The organism is Enterococcus sp. AZ109 (assembly GCF_051714625.1).
In the GTDB taxonomy this organism is placed as follows: Bacteria; Bacillota; Bacilli; order Lactobacillales; family Enterococcaceae; genus Enterococcus_A.
Genome location: NZ_JBIOSF010000001.1, coordinates 2,412,716 through 2,435,576 on the forward strand (window position 1 = coordinate 2,412,716; position 22,861 = coordinate 2,435,576).

Below are 22,861 nucleotides of genomic sequence, written 5' to 3' on the forward strand. Positions count from 1 at the left end.
AAAGGGAGAGATTTAATTATGTCAATTGGAAATCGCGTGTACCTAAAAAGAAATTTACCATCTGAGGAGTTAGTTCAACGTTTCAAAAAATTACCAGCGGCTAACGTGGCAGACTGTATGAACCGTATGTCAGCGTTGAATCCTGAAATTAAATTAATGTCTTCACCAAAAGCCAGAATGTGTGGTCCTGCTTTGACTATCCGCGCTCGTGGCGGCGACAACTTAATGTTGCATCAAGCCTTAAACATGGCCGGCGAAAATGATATCATTGTTTTCTCAAATGAAGGCGACAGTTGCCGTGCGATCATGGGGGAAATTATGTACAAATACTTAGCTGACTTCAAAAAGGTTGGCGGAATTATTATTGAGGGACCAATTCGCGACATCGACGTGATTTCTAAATGTGAATGCCCAATTTACGCAACTGGTACCACACCTGGCGGTCCATTCAAAGAAGGTCCGGGTGAAGTCAACGTACCGATCGCGATTTCAAATATTGCCATTTTGCCTGGAGATATCATCTTAGGCGATGAAGATGGTATTATCGTAATCCCGCAGCAAGATGCTGCTGATTTGATTGAAAAAGCGGAAGCGAATGCGGAAGCAGACCACGCAAAAGTCCTTAAAGCGTCTAAAGGAACGGCGAATCGCGATTGGGTTACGAAAACATTAGAAGCGAAAAACGTAGAATTTATCGATGACGTTTATGCGTAAGCGCTAGTTAACGATAACTTAATGAACTAGCAGAATAGTCAAAAAAGAGCAGCGGGTGTTACTCGTTGCTCTTTTTTTGACTAATTAGCAAGGCAATTCCTGCGATGTTAAAGGAGTCTGACTTCAACTATTACCTTTGTAAATATTAAGTACAACTTTTGATAACTTGAGGAGCAGTTTATCAAGAGTCTGGTCTTAATGCTTTAAAGGTGAGCGTGTTTGCGAAGCCTTCTTTTTCAGGAAAGCTTTTGTTGGGCATTGGACCAATGATAGCGAGTTAGGTCTTCTTCACACTTGGCTGGATTGATTTGCAAATTGCGAATGCAATGGACAGTCATTATGCTGCAGCCTTGTTCCAATAATTGACAAGATTCAAAAAGACTTTGGAAAAGTACTGGACAAAAAGCGTTTAGTTCAAGATCGCCAGATTCAGCGACTAATGAGATCGTGGTGTCGTTGCCAAGAACCTTAAAGACTAATTGAGTCACTACTTCTGGAATGACTGGGTTGATTTTCACGGGTATGAGTGAAGAATCAGCTAGTTCATTAGGGAAAATCCTCTCGTTCAATCCACCGTTTGTTCCACTGGCCAGTGATTGTAAATCGCGAGAAAAATTCAGCAAAGAGACGGCTAGAGCTTTCAGGTTGCTGGAAACGATAAGTAAACTGTTGCTATTTTGAGTTTCATCAACGAGAGTATCATTAGGTGTAATTTTCCAATCGACTTTTTGATTGAGTTCTTGATAAAGAATTTCTTGATAACCTAGAAAAGTATTCCTGCTGTCTTCGAGCGCTTTTGTCCCTAAATTTAGCTGAGTAAGCTCATGAGTCGTTTCTTTAATTCGTAGCCGACAATGCTCTAGCTTACTGGCAAAAGCCGCAAAGCTGGCGCCATAGGTTGTGGGGATGGCGTCTTGCAGCTGAGTGTGTCCTACTTTTTTGATGCTAGAGAATACGCCGGCTTTTGTATTTAGCTCTTGGACCAAATGATCCATTTGGATAAGTAGTTGTTCCAAGTAAACGAGCGTTGCTAATTTTCCAGCACTTGGATAAACTTCAGTAGTCGATTGACTGCAATTGACATCTTCCAAAGGGTGCAAATAGTGATAGTCTCCTTTTTCGTGACCTAATAATTCTAAACCACGGTTGGCTATGACTTCGTTAACATTCATATTCGTTGAGCTTCCTGCACCGCCTTGAATCGCTTCAACCAAAAACTCTTGATCAAACTTCCCTTCAATAATTTCTTGTGCTGCTTGGCAGATAACAATTTCTTTTCCTCTCGTTAATCGTCCTGTTTTTCGATTGGCAGTAGCTGTGGCCGCCTTAATACGAGCGATCTCCTTAATTAATTGTGGATCGGTTGGTACTTGATTGATTTGAAAATTATTTTTCACACGGTAGCTATGGATACCATAATAAGCTTCTTGATAAATGGGGATGCTGCCTAATGAGTCCTGTTCAATTCGCATCATAAACTATCACTCCTTCGTCTTATGTGATAAAATATCACATAAATATCTGGTGAGCTATAGCTGTGTAGGATTTCTTTGTTTATCAACGTAAAAAGAGGGATTTGCTTTTTTTAACAAAGTGAAACAGCCATTATCGTGAAAAGAGGAAAGTGAATGGATAAGTTAGACAAGAAAATCGTGAATATTTTGCAAAAAGAGGGGCGGCTATCAATAAAAAATATCAGCGAGCGACTGTTTATCACTCCGCCTGCTGTGTCGCAACGACTACACAGCCTAGAAAATACCGGCTCTATTTTAAATTATCAGGCTCATTTGAATTATCTTAAGGCGAATTTGTCAATTAAAGCCTATATTCAGTTGTCGCTAGAGCCGCAGCAAAAAGATATTTTTTATCCTTATATTGCCTCAGTGCCCAATGTATTAGAGTGTGATTGTGTGACGGGCGCGTATTCTATGATGATTAAAGTGGTTTTTGAGAGCACGCAAGCGTTGGATGGCTTTATAAATGAGCTGCAACATTTCGGGCGAACCAATACACAAATTGTTTTTTCGACACCGGTTCAAAGTAGAGGTTTTGCTTTTACTGAAGAAAATGAATAGAAAATCCCTGCAAAATGTGAATAATGATTTTGCAGGGATTGTTTTATGCTAATTTTGATTGATATTCTGTAACTGTAGTGAGTTCATTAATAGACTGTTGTAGAATCTGGAAGGCTGAATCGCAATCTTTTTTATCTGCAATCAACGGAGGAACCATTCGGATTGTGTGCTGATCAATAACAGTAATTAACAGCTTTCTGTCAAAGGATAGGTGTTTAACCTCTTTAGCGATTGGTTCATAAAATTCAACACCAATCATTAAGCCGCGTCCGCGTACTTCCTTTACTTCAGGCAGTGATCGCAATTGATCAATAAAATAGGTACCCACTTGATGTGCGTTAGTGGACAGGTCTTTTTCGATAATTTCGGTAACGGCGGCAAGCCCTGCCGCACAGCAAAGGGGGCTTCCGCCGTAAGTTGATCCGTGGGAACCTAGAGTAAAGGCCCTGCTGACTTCGCTCGTAGCGCATATAGCCCCAAGAGGAGTGCCGCCACCCATCGCTTTGGCCATTGAGACAATATCCGGTTTGATGCCGTGATACATATAGGCCATCAGGCTACCGGTGCGTCCCCAGCCGGTTTGAATTTCATCCAACAAAAGTAAAATACCTTTTTCGTCGCAAAAAGCTCGGACTTCCTGTAAATAAGCCTGATCTGCTGGATGAATCCCGCCTTCTCCTTGGATTGGTTCTAACATGATGCCAATAACTTGTTCGTTATAGGCTTCTTTGATGGCCTGTATATCGTTAAAAGGAACATAATCGAAGCCAGGGACTCCGGGCATATAGCCGACATGATTAGCGGTTTCTGGCTGACCGGTTGCTGAAAGGGAACCAAATGTTCGACCGTGAAAACTTTTTTTAGCCGAGATAATATGATACTTGTCGGGTCCGTAAGTTTCAACGCTATATTTGCGAGCAAGTTTAATCATTGCTTCGTTGGCTTCTGTGCCAGAATTTTGAAAGAAGATCTTGTCCATGCCGATCGCTTCGCAAATTGTTTTAGCAAGTAATGCTTGTGGCAGAGTGTACGGGTAATTGAAGGTATGGGAAACATCCTGAACTTGGTCAATTACTGCGTTAATAACCCTTGGATTGGAATTTCCGATATTGTTGACTGCAACACCACCGTAAAAATCTAAGTAACCAACCCCGTTTTCATCATATAGATACATTCCTTCCGCTGTTTCTGCGATGAAATTAAAGCGTTCATAAGTTTCCATCATATAAGTGTCGACTAAATCCTTGATATCTTGCGCGGAGTACCTCGTGTCTGATAAACGCATAAAATCACCCTGCCTTCTATTAGTAGTTAAAAACTTTTTATGATAGATAATCTAACATAAATGTACGATCGCATCAAGAGGAAAAATACAATTCAAATAAATATTCAATCGGGTTAATCATTGTAAAAGGCGGTTTTTTAAGTGTTTTTTCACGTTTTTCACTCTTTTTTCTCGATATAAAAATTCAAAAACCTCTTTTAATTGGATTTTTATGTGTTATAATTCCTAACATAGATATTCAAGCAATTGCTAATAGTTGAAAGCGGGAGGAGAAAAAGTATGAAGAAACACATGAAAAAGTTAATGATTCTTGGAGGGATTACACTTCTTTCTAGTTTGTTTTTGGCAGGTTGTCAAAACAACAATGCAGAAGAAGAAACCAGTAGCGAAACGATCACTGAAGAAAATGTGGAAGGTTCTTTAGAAGGTGAAAGCCTGCGAATCGGAACATCGGGTGTTTTTGCTCCTTTTTCTTATTATGAAGCAGATGGCCAAACATTGACTGGTTACGACATTGAGCTATTGGACAAGTTACAGGAATTCTTAGGCTATGAGTTAGCAGGCGGCGAATACCAGGTACAGGATTACGCACCTCTAGTTACTTCGCTATCAGAAGAAAAATTAGATGTTGCTGCAGCCGCCTTATGTGCGACTAGTGAACGCCAAGAGATAATGGACTTCACTGAACCGTATCTAAATTCTGGTCAACGAGTAATGATTAACACAGCAGCTGATACAGGAATTGAAGGCATCGATGATTTAGGGGATAAAACAATTGGTGTGGAAAAAGGAACAGCTTCCCATGCTTATGCAAGTAAGAATCTAGAAGGAGCTACGATTGAAGCCTATGATAAAATCACTGGGGCTTTTGAAGCACTACAGCAAAATAAAGTAGATGCTGTTATCCAGGATGCACCAAACGTAGCTTATTATGTGAAGACTCAAACGGATTCAACCTTAGCCGGTGTTGGCGAGGAGTTTAACCAAGAGGAATCTCCTTACGCAATTGCCTTGACTAAGGGTAGTCCTTATAAGGAAAACTTTGAGGTCGCTTTAAAGGTTTTTGCTGAAGATGGAACTTTGGATGAATTGAATGAAAAATGGACAGAATAGGAGTTGAGCACTATGGTGTCTCAAGAAACGCTTCGTATCCTGGTTCCTTTGTTATTAGATGGCTTGGTAATGACTTTATTGGTAGCCATCGTTGGTATTGGAATAGGATTTGTGATTGGCTGTGTTACGGGTGTAGCATTGCAAGCGAAAAACATCTTTTTAAAAGGAGTCAGCTCAGTTTATATCTGGCTGATTCGTGGAACTCCGTTGATTGTTCAAGCGTTATACATTTATTTTGTGCTTCCCCGCCTTTTAGGCTTAGATTTGGACAGTACCACAGCAGGGATTATTGTTATCGCAATTAATTCTGGTGCCTTTATTTCGGAGATTGTTCGTGGGGCATTGGTAGGTGTGGATAGCGGTCAGTGGGAGGCTGGTCGCTCACTGGGAATGAAGGATTCCCAGATTTTAATTCATTTTATTGTACCGCCGGCTTTTCGCAGTGCATTGCCCGCTCTAGGCAACCAGTTTATTACTTCCGTTAAGGATACGTCTTTGTTGACAGTGATTGCCGTAAGCGAAATGACGCAACAGGCAATGAATTATGCATCTTTAAGCTTTGATTATGTTAGTACCTACACCGTTTTGGCAGTATTTTACTTAGGTCTGATTAGTTTGTTGATTCTTGGACAAAAGCAGATCGAAAAAAGTTTTTCATTGGAGCGAAAGGAGGAGACACGAAATGGCGTTGCTAGAAATAAAACATTTAAACAAATCTTTTTACGCTGGCAAAAAGATTCTTAATGATATTTCAGTAGAAATTCAACCCAGATCAGTGACGTGTATTTTGGGACCGTCTGGAGCTGGGAAAAGCACCTTTTTGAGATGTATCAATCAGCTAGAGGAGCCTTCAGAAGGGGAGATTTTGTACAAACAGGAAAACACAATCGATCCTAAGTATGATGTTCGTAAGCTGCGAGAAGAAATTGGAATGGTCTTTCAATCCTTTCATCTGTTCCCTTTAAAAACGGTATTAGAAAATGTTTCAATGCCATTGCAACTTGTTAAAAAAATGCATGTTACTGTAGCTAAGGCTGAAGCTATGCGAATGCTTAAAAAGGTTGGGCTGGGTGACAAGGGCGAAGCTTACCCTGAACAACTGTCTGGTGGACAAAAGCAACGAGTAGCGATTGCCCGTAGTCTAGCGATGAATCCAAAAATCATGCTGTTTGATGAACCGACCTCAGCTCTTGACCCCGAATTAGTCGGGGATGTGCTGGATGTAATGAAAAATTTGGCTGAAGAAGGCAAGACGATGATTATCGTCACTCATGAAATGGGTTTTGCCAAGGAGGTTTCAGATCGTATTTTATTCATGGTGGATGGCGAAATCATTGAAGACAATACACCTGAAATTTTCTTTAGTAATCCAAAAACCGAACGAGCAAAAAACTTTCTTCTTCGTTCTTTAAAATAAGCGGACACCTCCTAGATTATCTGGAGGTGTCTTTTCTTCGAACGGGAATTTGAATTTCAGTTAACCATTCAGCATTGGTTTCTTTGTTCCATAGGCCATCAATGTATGATTCTCTTGGCAGATCGGCAAGCTCATAATTATTTCGATCAATGAAGGAGAGAATCGCCTGATAACTTAGTGGCAGATTGTCATAGGAACCTCGGTGCAGAGCGCAGACTGCTTTTTCAACTTTGGGAATCACCTTGAAGGAAAGAAAGCTATCTTCCTTTGAAGCCACCGTAACGGCTTCGCAAATTTCCACTTGAATATTTTCTTCCTTATACTCACCGTCCAAGTAACGGTTAAAACAATATTGTGGGGTGGTACAGCTGCAGCCTAAGCGTTCCAGTTCACGATCCATTTCTGGCATATACTGCAGTAAGTCGCCATAAGTTTTTACCGTTAAAGTCATGGAAGCCACGGTGATTTCCGGCAATGCTTTTTCAATAATGTCATACTCCACCAGTTCCTCATCGTCAGCCAGATAGCTTTCGATTACTGATAGCTCACGGGTTCGTTGGGCAATATCTTCCAAAACTCGTTTCTTTTTCAGACGTAGCAATTTGTCTTTGCTGACGCCTTGCTGAACTTGGCGGATTTCTTCCAGTGAAAAGCCGATCTTCCGCAGAGCAATAATTTGATGCAAATCTGGCAGCTGGCTAGCACTGTAATAACGATAGCCGTTCTCCGGATCAACATATCGCGGCACCAGCAATCCTTTTTCGTCATAGTGGCGCAGCGCTTTTATAGTCACTTGATTCATTTGGGAAAAGATTCCTACCCGATACAGATTTTCCTCTGGTTTATTTAACATACGTTTACTCCCATCTGAACGTTTTCACTGAAACTATTATACCAATAAGTCAAAATGGAAACAGACCAAGTGGGAAAAGCGATACATCCTTGATAATAGTTGAGTACAAACGCATTCCTTAACCTCATAGAACTTAAGTATAAGTTCTACTTTAAGGGGAGAGTCAATAGCTGGGTGCAAAAAAACTAGCAGATTACTCTGCTAGTCAACGTCTTACTCTTTAATTTTCCTTAGTTGTTAATTCCAACAATTTGTTTTTGAGTTCATTTTCCATATGATTGATTTCCAATTCAGCAGCGTGACGACGCTCCTTGCCTTCTTTTTGAATGCGAAGGGTTTCTTCCAAAGTTTCCACTAAATCGTTTTGCGTTTGTTGCAGTGTTTCGATATCCACGATACCTCGTTCGTTTTCTTTGGCGGTTTCAATCGTCGAAATTTTCAGCATTTCTGAATTTTTCTTCAATAGATCGTTGGTTGTTTCAGACACTTGGCGTTGAGCCATGGATGCATCTTTTTGACGCAAGAGAGTCAAAGCAATGGCAACTTGGTTTTTCCATAAAGGAATCGCCGTGTTGATAGATGCTTGAATCTTTTCTGCCAAGGCTTGGTTGGTGTTTTGGATCAGACGAATTTGTGGTGCTTGTTGGATCGTAATTTGACGAGCTAGTTTTAAGTCGTAAGTTCGTTTGTCCAAACGATCCAAGAATTGCGTATAGTCGTTTACGATTTGAACGTCCATTTGATCTCCGCTGGCTTGGGCTTTTTGGCTAGCTTCGGGAATGATTTCCATCTTCAGCTCTTCCATCTTCAACTCAGCTGCTGCGATATAAATGTTCAAGGCATCGAAATAATCTTTGTTTTTAGTATAAAGCTGTTCCAGCATTTGGTTGTCTTTCAACAAACCATCTTTTTCGGTATTCAACTTCATAGCAATTTTGTCAATTTGCGCACCAATTTTTTGATATTTCGTGGTGATTTCATAAATCGATTGTTTCACTTTTCCGAAAACTCGTTGGAAAAGATTGCCCTCGCCGACCCTCAATTCATCAGGGTTCGCTTCTTGGAGACGATACATCAGCTGATTCAATGAATCGCCAATAGGACCAATATCTTGTGCTGATACGGTTGTTAACATTGATTGTGAAAATTCACTTAGTTTGGTTTGTGCTGTTGCCCCGTAAGTGATCACAGCTTGTGAATCGTTAACGTCAATTTTCTTCGCTAGTTCACGAGCTTGTGCTTGTCGTTCTTCTGGCAGCTTGTCTACCAAACGATCGGCTTGTTCTTGTGCTTGAAGACTTGAAATTTCTTGTTGCTGAACGGGCGTTAAGCTATCGGTGCCAAATGGGTTGCTTAACAGATCATCTAACGTGTCGTTTACTGCTGCGGGTTTGTTTTCCGGTTCCACCATGGTTCCTCCTGTTCGAAAAAAATCTAGCTAGGCTAGATTTTTTATTCGCTAAATTGTTTGGACAGATCAGGATCTTTTTCGATGTTTTGTTTGGCAATTGAGATTTCTACATCCATATCCTCCAAGTCGTTGGAAACGAATTGTTGATAATCTTTAACTACCAAAGCGGCCATTTGATCAATGATCTGTGCGCTTTCTTCCAGTTTACCATAAACTTCTTTTGACTTAACCTCATGATTGTTAATTTCAATATAGTTATTAGTCAAGTCGACAATGTTTGGCAAGTGAGTATAAAGAAATTGACTTGCTTCAGGCAAGCGGGTTGGTTCTTTTACCAATTCTTTAAACAAAGCCTTCGCTGCTTTTAACGTATCATGACGCAAATCAATGGCTTTTAGCTTTGCGTTATTCTTAACGTTATCTTGCAGCTGAACAATCTGACTTTTAGCTTGGTTCATAGTTTCGCGGAATAGGTCAATTTCACTGTCAGTCATGCCAGCTTTACGATAATATTCTTCCTTTTCAGGACTAAGTAAAGGCATCTCTTCCTTTTTTTGAACCTTTCGGCCCTTAATGCCACGATAAATTAAGGTGACACCTGCCACAAGCAGTACTAATGTGATAAAATCTCCAAAGTCACCTTCTAAAAAACAGATGATCCCAATGAATACCACGATTATTGGGAATATTTTCTTTCGCATAATGATCCTCCTAATCTAGTAAGTAAAGCGGGTATCTAATGCATTTATTTTTCACGTATTACCTTACACGCTCATAATAGCACGAAATTCTATAGAATTAGTATCGGACTAAAGATGGATTTTTTAGATTTAGAAAAAACATAATAATTTTCTATGATACAATAAGTCCAAAGTCCGTTGTGTCAATCAAACCAACGAAGTATCCTTAAAGAAGAAAGGTGAGAACATGTTAGAATATAAAGATTTTGAAGAAAAAACCATTCAGCGTAAAGAAATATTTAAAGGGAAAATCATTGATGTGTATTTAGATGATGTGGCGTTGCCAATGGGCGGAACAGCTAAACGGGAATTGGTTTTTCATCACGGTGGGGTCGGAATTATTCCAATTACTAAAGAAAATAAAATAATCATGGTTAAACAATTTCGTAAGCCGTTAGAAAAGGTGGTATTAGAAATTCCAGCTGGAAAGATTGATCCAGGTGAAGGACAATACCCCGATAAGACAGCTAGTCGAGAACTAGAAGAAGAAACCGGCTACCGAGCAGAATCGCTACAATACGTGGCAGAGATGTATCTGTCACCAGGTTTTTCAAACGAAAAGCTCTACATATATGCAGCCCAAAAACTAGAAAAAGTCGAAAATCCGCGTCCTCAAGATGATGACGAAGTACTTGAATTGTACGAATTGACTTTAAAAGAAGCTAAACAAGCCATTAGCGAGGGCTTAATCTGCGATGCGAAAACAATTTATGCAGTTCAATACTGGGAATTAATGCAAGTCAAACAAGGAGAGGATTAACATGAGTCGCCCTCTGATCACGCGAAGCGAAATACGCAAACGTAAAGAAGAGCAGGAACGATTAGCGCAGCAACAAAAAATCCAAGCTGAAAAAGCGTATGCCAAAAAACAAAAAGAAATCAGCGGGGTCTACCGCAAAGAATTAAAAAAGAATAAACCGCTAGAGAAAACACGGAGTGGTGAAAAGGAACGATACCGAGAACGCGGCTCCCTTTTGAATAAAGCAATTGTAATAGTTGTGGTATTATTAGTAGTTGTAATGCTAGCTGTTTTCTTTATCTAGGATGTCAGCAATATTGAAGTAGGAGAAGGATGCCAGTTCTACTTTTCGCAGTAAGTAAAATTCCGAAAGCAATTAAACAGCTCAAAAAAAACTAATACTGAGCGACTTAGTAAATGGTATCCGCTCAGCGAATCAAACTAATTTTTTCAGAGAAAAAATAAATACTTTAATACGATGGAGGAATTCAAATGAAAATCGGTATCATTGGTGCCATGGATCAAGAAGTCAAAATTTTACGAGAACAGCTGGAAAGTCCATTGTCTTGGGAGCGGGCAGGTGCCTTGTTTATTTCCGGCTCAATCGGCAAGCACGAAGTAATTGTTGTGCGTTCAGGCATCGGTAAAGTCGCTGCTTCGTTGACTACTAGTTTGTTAATCCAACAATACGGTGTAAATATGGTAATTAATACGGGCTCAGCTGGTGGGATTGGGGCTGGCTTACAGGTTGGCGATCTAGTTATTTCAGAAAAACTTGCTTATTTTGATGTAGATGCGACGGGCTTTGGTTACAAACCAGGGCAATTGCCAGGTGGAATGCCGTTATACTTTGAAGCAAGCCGTTACTTAGTGGATACCATGACTAAAGCTGCAGAAAATACTTCTCATCATGTGAAAAAAGGCCTGATTGTTACAGGCGACACCTTTGTGGATGCTCCTGCGAAGATCAAAGATATTCTATCTAATTTCCCAGATGCGCTAGCCTGTGAGATGGAAGGCGCCGCAATTGCTCAAACGGCTCAGCAATTTGAGATTCCGTTTTTAGTTGTACGAGCAATTAGCGATACAGCGGATCATCAAGCCACTCAAAGCTTCGATGAATTTATTGATGAAGCTGGCAAACGTTCAGCTGAAATGGTTGTAGAATTTGTCCATATCTTAAAATAAGGAGGCTAACTTATGCGCGCGTTACTTTCAATAGATTATACGTATGATTTTGTTGCGACTGATGGAAAATTAACCACAGGTGAAGCGGGTCAAGCGATTGAGCCAGAATTAGTAGCTTTGACCAAAAAATATTTTGACCATGGTGATTTTGTGGTGTTTGCCATTGATGGGCATGATCCTACTGATCAATACCATCCTGAAAACAAACTATTTCCTCCTCATAATGTGATTGGCACAGACGGTCGGGCGTTGTATGGTTCGTTGGCTGATTTTTATACAGCTAATCAGAAAGAAAAGAATACTTACTGGATCGATAAGCGTCATTATTCAGCCTTTAGCGGAACGGACTTAGATATTCGCCTACGGGAGCGAGGAATTACTGAATTATGCTTAACTGGGGTATGTACTGATATTTGTGTACTGCATACAGCCGTTGATGCGTATAATTTAGGCTACAAAATAATTGTTCCAGAACAAGCTGTTGCGAGCTTTGATTCCGTTGGGCATAAGTGGGCGCTTGAACATTTTAAAAATACATTAGGTGCTACAATCATTTAAGTAAGCTGCAATTAATAGGTCAAAAGAGTGATATCAAGCTCTTTTGGCCTTTTTTTGTCAGAAAGTGTAGGCTTTCACAACGTATACTCCCAATACATCAATGTTGACGGTGTTCGATCTTGCGATTTTCAGCATTGGACAGATGTTTAATTGTCAAAGAGCGAAAAAAATCAATCCGGTGGGACAGTGGGTGCTTCTCGACCTTGTGTTTTCGTTTTCCGGCGTATGTTTGGAAGGAAGTTTTCCTTGAGCCGATGGAAAGGGTGCTGTGTAGTATTTACTGGTGATTCTATTTTAGGGGAGAGATTCGCAGGTCCCTCCATTGTCATTTGCTTTTGAAAATCGTGAGGTTTTGGTTCATCTATCTGATCTGAAGAATTTGTCGGAATTGCTTCAGCTAAAATTAGTTCAGTCTGTTCCTGCCATGGCAAACATAAACAGGCCTGGTTTAAAGTAATCGGTAGCCCCGGATCGCTAAAAAACTCCTCCCCAGCAAAAATTGGTGTCTCGATTGTTTCTACATATTTTGCAGAAACAACCTCTTCAAATAACCCTACCCCATCTTTTTCAAAGATAGTTAAGCTGGTTAACAGCTCTAAGGCTTCTTCGATTTCTTCCGGTGACTTGTTAGGATCTGTATCTTTGAAGGTGCATTTATGCTTTTTGCCTGCTTCGTTTAAAAAAGTTGCCACTAGTTTAATCATTATTTTCTCCTTTCGTTCGTTTTACAAGTGATGGTCAACAACAGTCATTTCAAGGGACCGTTTCTTCCGCTGGACGGAATTTTGCTAGTTGTGCACCAATAATGGTTTTCGCTTTTTCAATGAATTCCCGTACAGGAAATAGTTTTAAGCTTAATTTTTTCCACTCAGTTGCTTCGAAATAATCCTTGAAGTAGTAAAAGAAACGTTTCATGGTGCGGGTAGCTTTAGTACGTAAAAAGAGATAACGCACCAAATCTTGCAAAACTAAGGCAAATTCTTCAGCACCTAGTTGATAGCGGACCTGTAAAGCTAGCAGGATCTGGACAGTCACAGAGCTGTCTTGCGTTTCATCATAATACTCGATAATTTGGCGCTCTAGTGTTTCTCGAGTCAAACCAAATATTTTTAGATGTGTAAAAGGTTGTTTAGACATAAGTAATTCCTCCAGGTTATTTATTTGTCGGCCGTTGGTTAGAATATACAACAGTTTCACTTGGAAATACAAATACGCTTATTTGCAAATACCCCCTCTTATTTGCATGTTTGACAGAATTAAAAAGGTGAAAATGTTGTTAAATCAACTTTTCAAAAAAAGTGCTGTGCAAATAAGAGGGGGTAAAAAATTTTTAGCGCTAAATAGATAATTCGAGATGTTTATTTCTGGTTTTTGTTATTTAAAATTGTTATGAATGATTAAATAAAAAATTGAAGAGTGCAGGTAATCTGTAAAATAGTAAAGCCTTCCCTTCATTTGCATAAATACGTTGTAAAGCTTATAGTTGAAAAGACTTTATTATGGAGATGAATGACAGATGTTGGATTATTTAGTGATTGCTTTATGTGCATTTGTAGGTGGTTCACTGCGTTATTGGATTGGGATGTTTCTTCCTAAAATTGGCGGCTTTCCTATGGGCACTTTGGCTGCGAATTTACTCGGCTGTTTTATCTTTAGCTGGCTGGTGAAGCATATCTTAAGCGATAAGGATGTTTCAGGAAGACTAATTTTAGGAGTGGGTGTGGGCTTTTGCGGCGCACTGACTACTTTTTCTTCTTTTGCTCTAGATACGATGCAGTTGATGCAGGCAGAGCAATGGGGATTGGCGTTTTTATATTTGTTGCTGTCATTTGCAGGTGGGCTAGCTATGACCTATTTCGGTGAAGTGATTTATCGCAAAGGGGTGAGCGTGGATCTATGATAAACACACTGTTAGTTGGAAGTGGTGCGGCAGTAGGAGCAATGTTGCGTTTTACTTTGAATAATTATTTTGAATCCCAAACCAAACGATTGCCACGCGCAACTTTCTTTATCAATTTGACGGGAAGTTTTCTGTTGGGGATTTTCTTTGGGGCGCACATGTCCTCATCATTGTATCTATTTTTAGGAACAGGTGTCATGGGTGGTTACACCACTTTTTCTACGTTTAATTTTGAAGTGTTCGTTTTGTGGAAAAATGATCGTAAAATGTTCTATCGTTATTTAATAGGCTCTTATGGATTCGGGCTATTGTTTAGTTTTCTGGGGTTGCTGCTGGGAAGTTTTTTGGCAGGGTAAAGTAGTATATCAAAACAGCACTTGAACCAAAACTTCCGGTTCAAGTGCTGTTTGTGTTTCATTTAGTCTTTATCATCGTCAGGCAGCTGATTATCTAGATCTGTACGTACAATCAATACATCACAGCTAGCATTGCGGATCACATATTCAGAAACTGATCCGATAAATAACCGCTCAACTGCATTTAGTCCGGTTGCCCCTAACATAATTAAATCGATGTCATTTTCTTCGGGAATTTGGGTAGCAATCATTAATTTTGGTGCACCGTATTCAATGACTTTAGAGATTTTTTGGCAGCCTGCTTCTTTTGCATAGTTCTCGTAATCGCTTAAGGTTTGCTTCGCCATTTCAGTTGCTTGTTCTGCTAATACATTATCAAAAGAAGAAACCGTTTGAAAAGCACGAGTATCAATAACGTGTGCCAGCAGCAATTCTGCATCATTTCTTTTTGCGACATTGACCGCTTTTTTGAAAGCAAGCTCTGCTTCGTTAGAACCGTCAACGGCAGTCATGATTTTCGTATATTGTTGTTCCATTTTCCTCAGCTCCTTTTCTACTTATATTTTAAAACATTTTTACACAAAATCATATCCTTATTGTGATTTCGTTTTCTGAGCAAGCTGGATGCTAAAAAGTGCCGCAAACAAAATGACGACAATAATGTAAATCATTGAAGGAGTAGAGTGATCAATAATAGCAATAAAAAAGCCAATAATTCCTAATGCGGCATAAAGAAGACCGTAATAACGCAGAAAATTTTTGTTAGCGGATGTTTTAGACAATAATAGTAAAAGTCCGTCTGATTTTTGAATAAGATAATAGCTGCAAAACAATAACAAAACTGCCATTAGCAACATCAAGATGCGAATCATTCTTTTTCCTCCTAAATACAATAAAAAGCAATTTGCAGATGCAAATTGCTTTCATTCCAAAAGAATGGAAAACTCCGTCGATGCCGTTATTTACCCGATAGTATTGATCCCGCAAATTCAAGCAGGTGGGTTCCATGGTCTAAGCCTCGAACTACCAAATGAAAAGGCCTGTTACCAGCTTTGACACAAGACAGATCCCAATATATCAATAAAAATGTTCGGTCAACACTGAAATGGGCAACGCGCACATCACAGAATTTTCAATTCAATCATAGCATAGTCATACGTAAGACGCAATCAAATCAAATTATAAAAAAGAAATTTGATTGTTTTTTTCAACATGTCTTACTTATGCTCTCATTGTAGCTATATCTGGGAGAGTTGTCAAAGCAATTGTCTTTATTTTTTCTTTTTCCATTCTTGAATCCGTTGATATTGTTGTCCCAATGCTTGTTCATATTTGCCAGTTGTTTTTGGTTCATAATAATGAGCATGTTTCAGTTTGTCAGGTAGATACTGCTGGTCTACCCAAGCATTGTCAAAGCCATGAGGATACTGATAGCCAATCCCACGTCCTAAATCTTTCGCTCCTTTGTAATGACTGTCTCGTAAGTGATCAGGAACATCACCAGCTTTACCGGCACGAATATCGGCAATTGCTGCATCAAGCGCTGCGTAGGCGGAATTGGATTTAGGTGAAAGACATAGATCAACTACAGCGTTTGCTAAAGGAATTCGGGCTTCCGGAAAGCCCAATTTTTCAGCAGCCTGAACGGCCTGTACCGTTCTGGCAGCAGCTGGTGGATTCGCTAAACCGATGTCTTCATAGCCCATCACCATCAAGCGCCGGCAAATAATTGGTAAATCTCCTGCTTCGACTAGTCGTCCCAAATAATGCAGTGCTGCATCCACATCGCTTCCACGAACGGATTTTTGGAAGGCTGAGATGACATCGTAATGGGCATCGCCGTCTTTGTCATGGGTTAATGCTTTACGTTGTACACACTCTTCTATAATTGATAGAGTCAAGTGGATGTTTCCTTCGTCATTTTCTGGTGTCGATTTCGTTGCCAGCTCTAGACCATTTAAGGCACTCCGCAAGTCCCCGTTAGTAGCTTGAGATAAAAAGCGTAGAGCTTCTTCGTCTAGTTCAACTGGGTAAGTGCCTAATCCACGTTCTTCGTCTCCTAATGCGAAGTTCACTGCGACTCGTATATCTTCTTCGGATAAGGGCATCACTTCAAAAATTTGAGTCCGACTGCGAATTGCTGGGTTAATGGTGATGTAAGGATTTTCTGTTGTGGCACCGATCAGGATAATGCGACCGCTCTCTAGATGAGGCAATAGAAAATCTTGCTTTGTTTTATCTAATCGATGGACTTCATCCAATAGTAAAATTACGGTACCGCTCATTTTGGCTTCTTCCGCGACAATTTGCAAGTCCTTCTTCGTGTCAGTTGCGGCATTTAGCATTCGAAAGGCATAGTTAGTGGAACCGGCAATGGCACTAGCAATACTAGTTTTTCCAGTTCCCGGCGGACCGTATAAAATCATGGAAGATAGCATCCGCGCTTCCACCATTCGACGGATAATTTTACCTGGACCAACTAGCTGCTGCTGGCCAACAACTTCGTCTAAATTTCGGGGGCGCATGCGATACGCTAATGGTTGCTGCATGGTATCCCTCCTTATATAATAGTCAGATTTTTAAAATCAGTAACGAAACATTCATAATTGGGAATGTATGTTCTATTGTACCATTTTTTTCTGATAAATTATAGGAATCTGAAAGGGTGAACGTGGTATCTGCCCCTATTATTGTGTATGATGTAAGAGGTGAAATAAATGGAAAAAACAATCGAATATTTTAAGACGCATTCAACAGAAGAAGTCGCTGAATTTTTACTGGGAATGTATGTGGAGCATGAAACGAGTCGTGGTAAATTAGGTGGATTCATTGTAGACTGTGAAGCCTATCTGGGACCTGATGACGAAGCGGCACACAGTTATGGCATGCGGGATACGCCACGAGTACGGGCAATGTATCAAGAACCAGGTACGATTTATTTGTACACCATGCACACCCATTTGATTTTGAATATGATTACCCAACCAAAAGGAATTCCCCAAGGTGTGATGATTCGGGGATTGGAGCCAGCTGAAGGAGTGGCAGAAATGATCCGCAACCGTGGCGGTCAAACCGGTGCAGCGATCAGCGATGGTCCCGGCAAATTGGTTCAGGCAATGGGCGTTAGCAACGAACTGTATGGTGAATCAATTTTCAATAGCCGACTGCATTTAGTACCGGAAAAACGGCGCTATCCTAAAGAAATTGAACGGCTGCCGCGGATTGGGATTCCTAATAAAGGCATTTGGACAGATATGCCCTTACGTTTTACTGTTAAAGGCAATCCTTACTTAAGCAAACAACGAAAAAATCAAATTGACTCAGCAAACGGCTGGTGCGGATGATAAACAAGGAGAAGAGAACATGGCAAAAGAAACAATGATTAGCTACTTAGATGCCTATCTTGGCAAAAAAATCCCCGATTACGAATTGAATTTAGATTGGGACACTAGAAACCGGACTTTTGAAATCGCCTTTCGCTTATATGCTGAAAATAAACAGCAAATAGAGTTAGATGATGTTGACGGTGTAGCTTCTGAGGAAGAAATTATCGAGTTTGAAGATGCGATTTTGTTGGCTGATCCAGAAAAATCAACTGTTGATCCTGAGGAATACTTGGCAGTCATTTCTTATGAAGGTAAAAAAGGAATGAAAAAAGCGCAACTTAAAGCTGTGGTTGATTATCTGCGGGAAGTAATTGAAGAGGGACAGAGCGATTTATTAGACTTTCTAGCTGATGATAGCGAAGATGCTGTATTTGAATTAACTTGGTCAGATGAGGAATTCAAAAAAAGAATTCGCACCAATGACGAAACCTATTTACCTTACCCTAAATTTTAATCCGTTAATCAAGGAGGAAGTACCATGAAGTGGAATGAAGTAAAAGTGGCAACTGCTAGTGAAGCGGTTGAAGCAGTTTCTAATATCTTAATGGAGGCTGGAGCAACTGGTGTAGCAATTGAAGATGCTTTGGATATTACCTATTATAAAGAGGATCAGTACGGAGAACTACTTGATCGGGAGACCTTTACTGAGCTAAAAGAAGGTGCTGAAGTCAGTGCGTATTTTCCTGAGACGATCTTTTTGCCAGAGATTTTGCCGGTAATCACTGAAAGAATTACTGAATTGGCTGAATTTGGTTTGGCAATTGGCAAAAACGAAATCACTGTGAATGAGGTGGAAGAAAGCGACTGGGCAACCTCCTGGAAGAAATATTACCACCCGGTACGTGTGACTCGCTATTTAACTATTGTGCCTAGCTGGGAAAAATATGAAGCACAATCGGCAGAAGAAAAAATAATTACGCTAGATCCTGGAATGGCCTTTGGTACGGGTACGCACCCTACCACAAACCTAACCTTGCAAGCTTTAGAAACAGTTATTCGTGGTGGGGAAACAGTCTTGGATGTCGGAACTGGTTCAGGCGTCTTAAGCATTGCTTGCTCCTTGATGGGTGCTAAAGAGATTTATGCTTATGATTTAGACGAAGTAGCGGTTCGCTCAGCACAGGAAAATGTTGATATGAACCAAGGAACCGAAAATATTACGGTTGCCGCTAATAATTTGTTAACGGGTGTTGAGAAAACCGCAGATATTATCGTAGCGAATATTTTAGCCGACATTATTAAGCTGATGATTCCTGATGCTTGGCGTTTGCTAAAATCAGACGGCACGTTTATTATCTCGGGGATTATCGAAGACAAAAAAGACATGATCTTAGAAGAATTGTATAGCCAAGGTTTTGAAGTGGATCGGATTTTCCAGCAAAAGGATTGGTATGCCATGATTTTAAAGAAACCTGAGGAAGACTAAGATGCAACGCTATTTCATTAATGAAGCTTATCAACCAACTGTCGAATTGACAGGTGAGCCCCACCATCACATGATGCGGGTAATGCGTATGTCCGCCGGTGATGCGGTATTTTTAGTCTTTAATGACCAAATAGCTATTAAAGCTGAAATTACTGCGATCGATTCTGAGAGGGTTCAACTAAAGGAACTGGAGAAAGAAACCTTTTCTCGCGAACTGCCGGTAGCTATTACTTTAGCCAGCGGTTTTCCTAAGGGAGAAAAACTAGAATGGATTGCTCAAAAAGCAACCGAGCTGGGCGCCCACCATTTCATCGCTTTTCCAGCGGCTACCTCGGTAGTGAAATGGGATCATAAGAAACAACAGAAAAAACAACAACGGTTGAATAAGATTATTCAAGAAGCTGCCGAACAGTCCCATCGTCAGTTTTTGCCAAAGTTAGAATTCTTAGCGGGTGAAGCAGAATTGTTGAAGACTTTTGCTGATTACGATGAAGTATTAATTGCTTATGAAGAATCAGCTAAGCAAGGGGAACAAGCCCAGCTAGTTCAAACTTTGAAAAAAATGCGTACGGGTTCCAAACTGCTAGTCATCTTCGGACCAGAAGGCGGTTTTTCACCTAAAGAGGTGGAGATTTTTCAACAAGCTGGTGGAAAACTATGTGGTTTGGGGCCGCGAATTCTACGAACGGAAACGGCACCGCTATATGTCATGAGTGCGGCTGGTTTTTATTATGATTTACTTAACGATTGATTGAAATGATTTCAGCAAGTCTGTATAATAGAAATAATTATTTAAAATAACTAAAAAGGTGCCAGATACAAGAAAATACGTCCCATTTAAGGAGGATGTCCGATGGCAAAAGATATAGAATTAACAGGATCAGATGTGATTGAGCTGGTCGCTGGCTATATGAGCAAAGAACACGTCGCTTTTGTTAAAAAAGCTTACGAATATGCTTTTGAAGCACATAAAGAACAAATCAGAAAATCTGGCGAACCCTACATTATCCACCCGATTCAAGTAGCAGGTATTCTAGCAGATTTACATATGGATCCTCACACAGTGGCGACCGGTTTTTTACACGATGTTGTGGAAGATACCGAAGTAACTCTGGAAGATCTGCAAAGAGAATTTGGTTCAGATGTCGCTTCATTAGTCGATGGTGTAACGAAATTAGGGAAGATCAAATACAAGTCCCATGAAGAACAATTGGCTGAAAACCACCGAAAAATGCTACTGGCAATGGCTCAGGATTTACGCGTAATCATGGTGAAGCTGGCTGACCGTCTGCATAACATGCGTACTTTGCGTTATTTGCGAGACGATAAGCAGCGGCGGATCGCACGGGAAACATTGGAAATTTATGCGCCTTTAGCAGATCGCTTAGGGATGAGTCGGATCAAATGGGAGCTAGAGGATACAGCGTTACGTTATTTGAATCCAAAACAGTATTACCGGATCGTTCATTTGATGCAGAGTAAGCGAGAAGAACGCGAAGCTTACGTCAAAGGAACCGTGGAAGAAATTAAGGAAGCAACAAAAGAATTAGAAATCGAAGGCGATATTTATGGTCGACCGAAACACATTTACTCCATCTATCGTAAGATGCGGGATCAAAAGAAACAATTCGATGAAATTTATGATTTGTTAGCAATTCGAGTGATTGTCGATTCGATTAGAGATTGTTATGCTGTGCTGGGAGCTATCCATACGAAGTGGAAACCCATGCCCGGTCGTTTTAAAGATTATATCGCTATGCCTAAAGCCAACATGTATCAATCTTTGCATACTACGATTATCGGACCTAGCGGTAATCCGGTAGAGGTCCAAATTCGTACCCATGAAATGCACCAAATTGCTGAATTCGGGGTCGCTGCTCACTGGGCTTACAAAGAAGGCAAGACAGATAAATTAGATACGAATAACGACAGCAAGCAGTTGGACTGGTTCCGAGAAATCTTAGAACTACAAGATGAAAGCTATGATGCCTCTGAATTTATGGAAAGCGTTAAAGGGGATATTTTTAGCGATAAGGTTTACGTATTTACGCCAAAGGGAGATGTAACCGAACTGCCTAAAGGCTCTGGTCCGTTAGATTTTGCTTTTAGTATTCATACCGATGTTGGGAATAAAACAACCGGTGCCAAAGTAAATGGTAAGATGGTTCAACTAGATTACAAACTGAAGAATGGCGATATCATTGAGATTATGACGTCACCGAATTCCTTTGGACCTAGCCGTGATTGGTTAAGTATGGTAAAAACCAGCAAAGCTCGTAATAAGATCAAACGTTTCTTTAAAACCCAAGATCGCGAAGAAAATATCACAAAAGGGCATGAAGCGGTTGTTAAGTGTCTAAATGACATGGGCTTTACACCAAAAGAAGTTCTAACCAAAGACAATATGCAAAAAACTTTAGATAAATTCAACTTCCACAGTGAAGACGATATGTATGCATCCATTGGTTTTGGTGAATTAAGCGCATTGACTTTTTCAAATCGCCTAACTGAAAAAGAACGTCGCGAACAAATGAAGCAGAAGAAACAAGAAGCAGTGGATGAGCTGGTTAACCAGCCATCGAAGAAAGAGCCTGAGAAAATCAAAGTACGTCATGAAGGCGGCATTGTGATTCAAGGGATCGACAATCTGCTGATCCGCATTAGCCATTGCTGCAATCCTGTGCCAGGTGATGAGATTGTTGGCTATATCACAAAAGGGCGCGGGATTTCGATTCATCGCAGCGACTGCCCAAATATCACTAGCCAGAAGAGTATTCAAGAACGGTTAATCGAAGTTGAATGGGAAGATACATCTAACATCAAGCAGGACTACAATGCAGACTTAGAAATTTATGGATTTAACCGGGACGGTTTGCTAAATGATGTGCTAAATATAGTCAGTGGCTTAACGAAACAATTGGTTAGCGTTGAAGCTAAACCTACCAAAGACAAAATGGCGATGATTCGTTTAACGATCAAAATCCAAAACTTGAGTCACCTATACTCAATCGTTGATAAGATCAAAACGGTTCCCGATGTTTATAGTGTAAAACGAACTAAAGGTTAAGGAGGCACACATGCGAGCAGTAATTCAGCGAGTAAGCCAGGCTTCGGTAACGATTAATGAGCAGGTTATCGGTAAAATTGACAAAGGCTATATGATTTTGCTAGGAATTCATGAAGAAGACACGCAAGAGGATGTGGATTATTTAATTCGAAAAATCCCTTTATTACGCGTATTTGAAGATGCCGAGGGTAAAATGAATCAGTCGATCCAAGACATCGGCGGCAGTATTTTAAGCATTTCCCAATTTACATTGTATGCTGATACTAAAAAAGGCAATCGACCTAGTTTTATTAAAGCCGCTCGTCCAGAAACGGCTATTCCACTATACGACTACTTTAATGAAGGGCTTCGTCAGCAAGGATTAATCGTGGAAACTGGCGAATTCGGTGGTGACATGGCTGTAGCGTTAGTCAACGATGGTCCTGTTACAATTATTTTTGATACAAAAAACAAGTAAAAGTTTTCACCAGTAAAATATGCCCCTTGAGTTAGAGCAAAACTAACTTAAGGGGCTTTTTTAGTGTAAATAAATAGGGCCTTAAAAAATAAAATATTGACGAGAAAATCAGGACACCTCTAGCTGATTTCCTCATTTATTGATAGAATGTAGTCATATTTCAAACAAGGAGGAAA

At 40.2% G+C, this 22,861-nt stretch carries 27 protein-coding genes and 1 other RNA gene; 17 read left to right on the forward strand and 11 right to left on the reverse strand.

What is annotated here, in order from left to right; genetic code table 11:
• Positions 1-18 precede the first annotated feature (18 nt).
• On the forward strand, positions 19-714 hold the full coding sequence (locus tag IGI42_RS11655; protein ID WP_438716012.1) for an RraA family protein: 696 nt from the start codon (positions 19-21) through the stop codon (positions 712-714).
• A gap of 236 nt (positions 715-950) precedes the next feature.
• Here IGI42_RS11655 and IGI42_RS11660 read toward each other — a convergent pair whose 3' ends face one another.
• On the reverse strand, positions 951-2,189 hold the full coding sequence (locus tag IGI42_RS11660) for a lyase family protein (protein ID WP_438716013.1): 1,239 nt from the start codon (positions 2,187-2,189) through the stop codon (positions 951-953).
• 153 nt (positions 2,190-2,342) lie between these two features.
• Between IGI42_RS11660 and IGI42_RS11665 the strand changes: the two genes are divergently transcribed.
• Positions 2,343-2,789 (forward strand): Lrp/AsnC family transcriptional regulator, encoded by a 447-nt coding sequence (locus IGI42_RS11665; protein WP_438716014.1) that lies wholly within the window; start codon positions 2,343-2,345, stop codon positions 2,787-2,789.
• Positions 2,790-2,832: 43 nt separating this feature from the next.
• Here the strand turns inward: IGI42_RS11665 and IGI42_RS11670 are convergent, their stop codons facing one another.
• Complete coding sequence (locus IGI42_RS11670; protein ID WP_438716015.1) at positions 2,833-4,074, reverse strand: aspartate aminotransferase family protein; 1,242 nt, start codon at positions 4,072-4,074, stop codon at positions 2,833-2,835.
• A gap of 279 nt (positions 4,075-4,353) precedes the next feature.
• Between IGI42_RS11670 and IGI42_RS11675 the strand changes: the two genes are divergently transcribed.
• The 3 genes from IGI42_RS11675 to IGI42_RS11685 are packed head-to-tail and all read left to right on the forward strand — an operon-like array spanning position 4,354 to position 6,604.
• Entirely contained in the window at positions 4,354-5,187 is an 834-nt protein-coding gene (locus tag IGI42_RS11675) for a transporter substrate-binding domain-containing protein (RefSeq protein WP_438716016.1), read from the forward strand.
• A 12-nt stretch (positions 5,188-5,199) separates the two neighbouring features.
• Positions 5,200-5,931: an amino acid ABC transporter permease gene (locus tag IGI42_RS11680; protein WP_438716017.1), complete on the forward strand. Its 732-nt coding sequence runs from the start codon at positions 5,200-5,202 to the stop codon at positions 5,929-5,931.
• Positions 5,870-6,604, forward strand: a complete 735-nt coding sequence (locus tag IGI42_RS11685; protein WP_438716018.1) for an amino acid ABC transporter ATP-binding protein — start codon at positions 5,870-5,872, stop codon at positions 6,602-6,604. Before IGI42_RS11680 ends, IGI42_RS11685 begins: the two co-directional genes overlap by 62 nt.
• A gap of 16 nt (positions 6,605-6,620) precedes the next feature.
• Here the strand turns inward: IGI42_RS11685 and IGI42_RS11690 are convergent, their stop codons facing one another.
• The 3 genes from IGI42_RS11690 to IGI42_RS11700 all read right to left on the reverse strand — a co-directional run bounded on the left by IGI42_RS11690 (position 6,621) and on the right by IGI42_RS11700 (position 9,569).
• Positions 6,621-7,457: a MerR family transcriptional regulator gene (locus IGI42_RS11690; protein ID WP_438716019.1), complete on the reverse strand. Its 837-nt coding sequence runs from the start codon at positions 7,455-7,457 to the stop codon at positions 6,621-6,623.
• Positions 7,458-7,677: 220 nt separating this feature from the next.
• On the reverse strand, positions 7,678-8,868 hold the full coding sequence (locus tag IGI42_RS11695; RefSeq protein ID WP_438716020.1) for a toxic anion resistance protein: 1,191 nt from the start codon (positions 8,866-8,868) through the stop codon (positions 7,678-7,680).
• A 41-nt stretch (positions 8,869-8,909) separates the two neighbouring features.
• Positions 8,910-9,569: a 5-bromo-4-chloroindolyl phosphate hydrolysis family protein gene (locus tag IGI42_RS11700; RefSeq protein ID WP_438716022.1), complete on the reverse strand. Its 660-nt coding sequence runs from the start codon at positions 9,567-9,569 to the stop codon at positions 8,910-8,912.
• 226 nt (positions 9,570-9,795) lie between these two features.
• Here IGI42_RS11700 and IGI42_RS11705 point away from each other — a divergent pair, with 226 nt between their 5' ends.
• The 4 genes from IGI42_RS11705 to IGI42_RS11720 all read left to right on the forward strand — a co-directional run bounded on the left by IGI42_RS11705 (position 9,796) and on the right by IGI42_RS11720 (position 12,093).
• Positions 9,796-10,368 (forward strand): NUDIX hydrolase, encoded by a 573-nt coding sequence (locus IGI42_RS11705; RefSeq protein ID WP_438716023.1) that lies wholly within the window; start codon positions 9,796-9,798, stop codon positions 10,366-10,368.
• A 1-nt stretch (position 10,369) separates the two neighbouring features.
• Positions 10,370-10,651: a cell wall synthase accessory phosphoprotein MacP gene (macP, locus tag IGI42_RS11710; protein WP_438716025.1), complete on the forward strand. Its 282-nt coding sequence runs from the start codon at positions 10,370-10,372 to the stop codon at positions 10,649-10,651.
• A gap of 188 nt (positions 10,652-10,839) precedes the next feature.
• On the forward strand, positions 10,840-11,535 hold the full coding sequence (locus IGI42_RS11715) for a 5'-methylthioadenosine/adenosylhomocysteine nucleosidase (RefSeq protein ID WP_438716026.1): 696 nt from the start codon (positions 10,840-10,842) through the stop codon (positions 11,533-11,535).
• Between the two features lie 12 nt (positions 11,536-11,547).
• Positions 11,548-12,093, forward strand: a complete 546-nt coding sequence (locus tag IGI42_RS11720) for a cysteine hydrolase family protein (protein ID WP_438716027.1) — start codon at positions 11,548-11,550, stop codon at positions 12,091-12,093.
• A gap of 170 nt (positions 12,094-12,263) precedes the next feature.
• Here the strand turns inward: IGI42_RS11720 and IGI42_RS11725 are convergent, their stop codons facing one another.
• Together IGI42_RS11725 and IGI42_RS11730 are read right to left on the reverse strand one after the other, a co-directional pair.
• Positions 12,264-12,797 (reverse strand): DUF2922 family protein, encoded by a 534-nt coding sequence (locus IGI42_RS11725; protein ID WP_438716029.1) that lies wholly within the window; start codon positions 12,795-12,797, stop codon positions 12,264-12,266.
• Between the two features lie 49 nt (positions 12,798-12,846).
• Entirely contained in the window at positions 12,847-13,230 is a 384-nt protein-coding gene (locus IGI42_RS11730) for a hypothetical protein (RefSeq protein ID WP_438716030.1), read from the reverse strand.
• Between the two features lie 379 nt (positions 13,231-13,609).
• On the opposite strand from IGI42_RS11730, the gene crcB reads away from it, so the two are divergent.
• Positions 13,610-13,993, forward strand: a complete 384-nt coding sequence (gene crcB / locus IGI42_RS11735; protein ID WP_438716031.1) for a fluoride efflux transporter CrcB — start codon at positions 13,610-13,612, stop codon at positions 13,991-13,993.
• On the forward strand, positions 13,990-14,349 hold the full coding sequence (locus IGI42_RS11740; RefSeq protein ID WP_438716033.1) for a fluoride efflux transporter FluC: 360 nt from the start codon (positions 13,990-13,992) through the stop codon (positions 14,347-14,349). The genes crcB and IGI42_RS11740 overlap by 4 nt, the downstream gene beginning before the upstream one ends.
• A gap of 62 nt (positions 14,350-14,411) precedes the next feature.
• Here IGI42_RS11740 and IGI42_RS11745 read toward each other — a convergent pair whose 3' ends face one another.
• The 4 genes from IGI42_RS11745 to IGI42_RS11760 all read right to left on the reverse strand — a co-directional run bounded on the left by IGI42_RS11745 (position 14,412) and on the right by IGI42_RS11760 (position 16,898).
• Positions 14,412-14,885 (reverse strand): universal stress protein, encoded by a 474-nt coding sequence (locus tag IGI42_RS11745; RefSeq protein ID WP_438716034.1) that lies wholly within the window; start codon positions 14,883-14,885, stop codon positions 14,412-14,414.
• A gap of 57 nt (positions 14,886-14,942) precedes the next feature.
• Positions 14,943-15,221: a hypothetical protein gene (locus IGI42_RS11750; protein WP_438716035.1), complete on the reverse strand. Its 279-nt coding sequence runs from the start codon at positions 15,219-15,221 to the stop codon at positions 14,943-14,945.
• Positions 15,222-15,288: 67 nt separating this feature from the next.
• Positions 15,289-15,482: non-coding RNA, 6S RNA (ssrS, locus tag IGI42_RS11755), on the reverse strand.
• 138 nt (positions 15,483-15,620) lie between these two features.
• Complete coding sequence (locus IGI42_RS11760) at positions 15,621-16,898, reverse strand: replication-associated recombination protein A (RefSeq protein WP_438716036.1); 1,278 nt, start codon at positions 16,896-16,898, stop codon at positions 15,621-15,623.
• 168 nt (positions 16,899-17,066) lie between these two features.
• Between IGI42_RS11760 and IGI42_RS11765 the strand changes: the two genes are divergently transcribed.
• The 6 genes from IGI42_RS11765 to dtd all read left to right on the forward strand — a co-directional run bounded on the left by IGI42_RS11765 (position 17,067) and on the right by dtd (position 22,685).
• Complete coding sequence (locus tag IGI42_RS11765) at positions 17,067-17,693, forward strand: DNA-3-methyladenine glycosylase (protein WP_438716037.1); 627 nt, start codon at positions 17,067-17,069, stop codon at positions 17,691-17,693.
• 19 nt (positions 17,694-17,712) lie between these two features.
• The gene (locus tag IGI42_RS11770; protein ID WP_438716038.1) at positions 17,713-18,189 is read left to right on the forward strand and encodes a DUF3013 family protein; all 477 of its coding nucleotides are present in this window, start codon (positions 17,713-17,715) and stop codon (positions 18,187-18,189) included.
• A gap of 24 nt (positions 18,190-18,213) precedes the next feature.
• Positions 18,214-19,161 carry a 50S ribosomal protein L11 methyltransferase gene (prmA, locus tag IGI42_RS11775; RefSeq protein WP_438716039.1) on the forward strand — a complete coding sequence of 316 codons (948 nt, stop codon included), beginning with the start codon at positions 18,214-18,216 and terminating at the stop codon, positions 19,159-19,161.
• Between the two features lies 1 nt (position 19,162).
• Positions 19,163-19,912 carry a 16S rRNA (uracil(1498)-N(3))-methyltransferase gene (locus IGI42_RS11780; RefSeq protein ID WP_438716040.1) on the forward strand — a complete coding sequence of 250 codons (750 nt, stop codon included), beginning with the start codon at positions 19,163-19,165 and terminating at the stop codon, positions 19,910-19,912.
• Positions 19,913-20,014: 102 nt separating this feature from the next.
• Positions 20,015-22,228, forward strand: a complete 2,214-nt coding sequence (locus IGI42_RS11785) for a RelA/SpoT family protein (protein ID WP_438716041.1) — start codon at positions 20,015-20,017, stop codon at positions 22,226-22,228.
• Between the two features lie 10 nt (positions 22,229-22,238).
• Positions 22,239-22,685 carry a D-aminoacyl-tRNA deacylase gene (gene dtd, locus IGI42_RS11790; protein WP_438716042.1) on the forward strand — a complete coding sequence of 149 codons (447 nt, stop codon included), beginning with the start codon at positions 22,239-22,241 and terminating at the stop codon, positions 22,683-22,685.
• Positions 22,686-22,861: the final 176 nt, after the last annotated feature.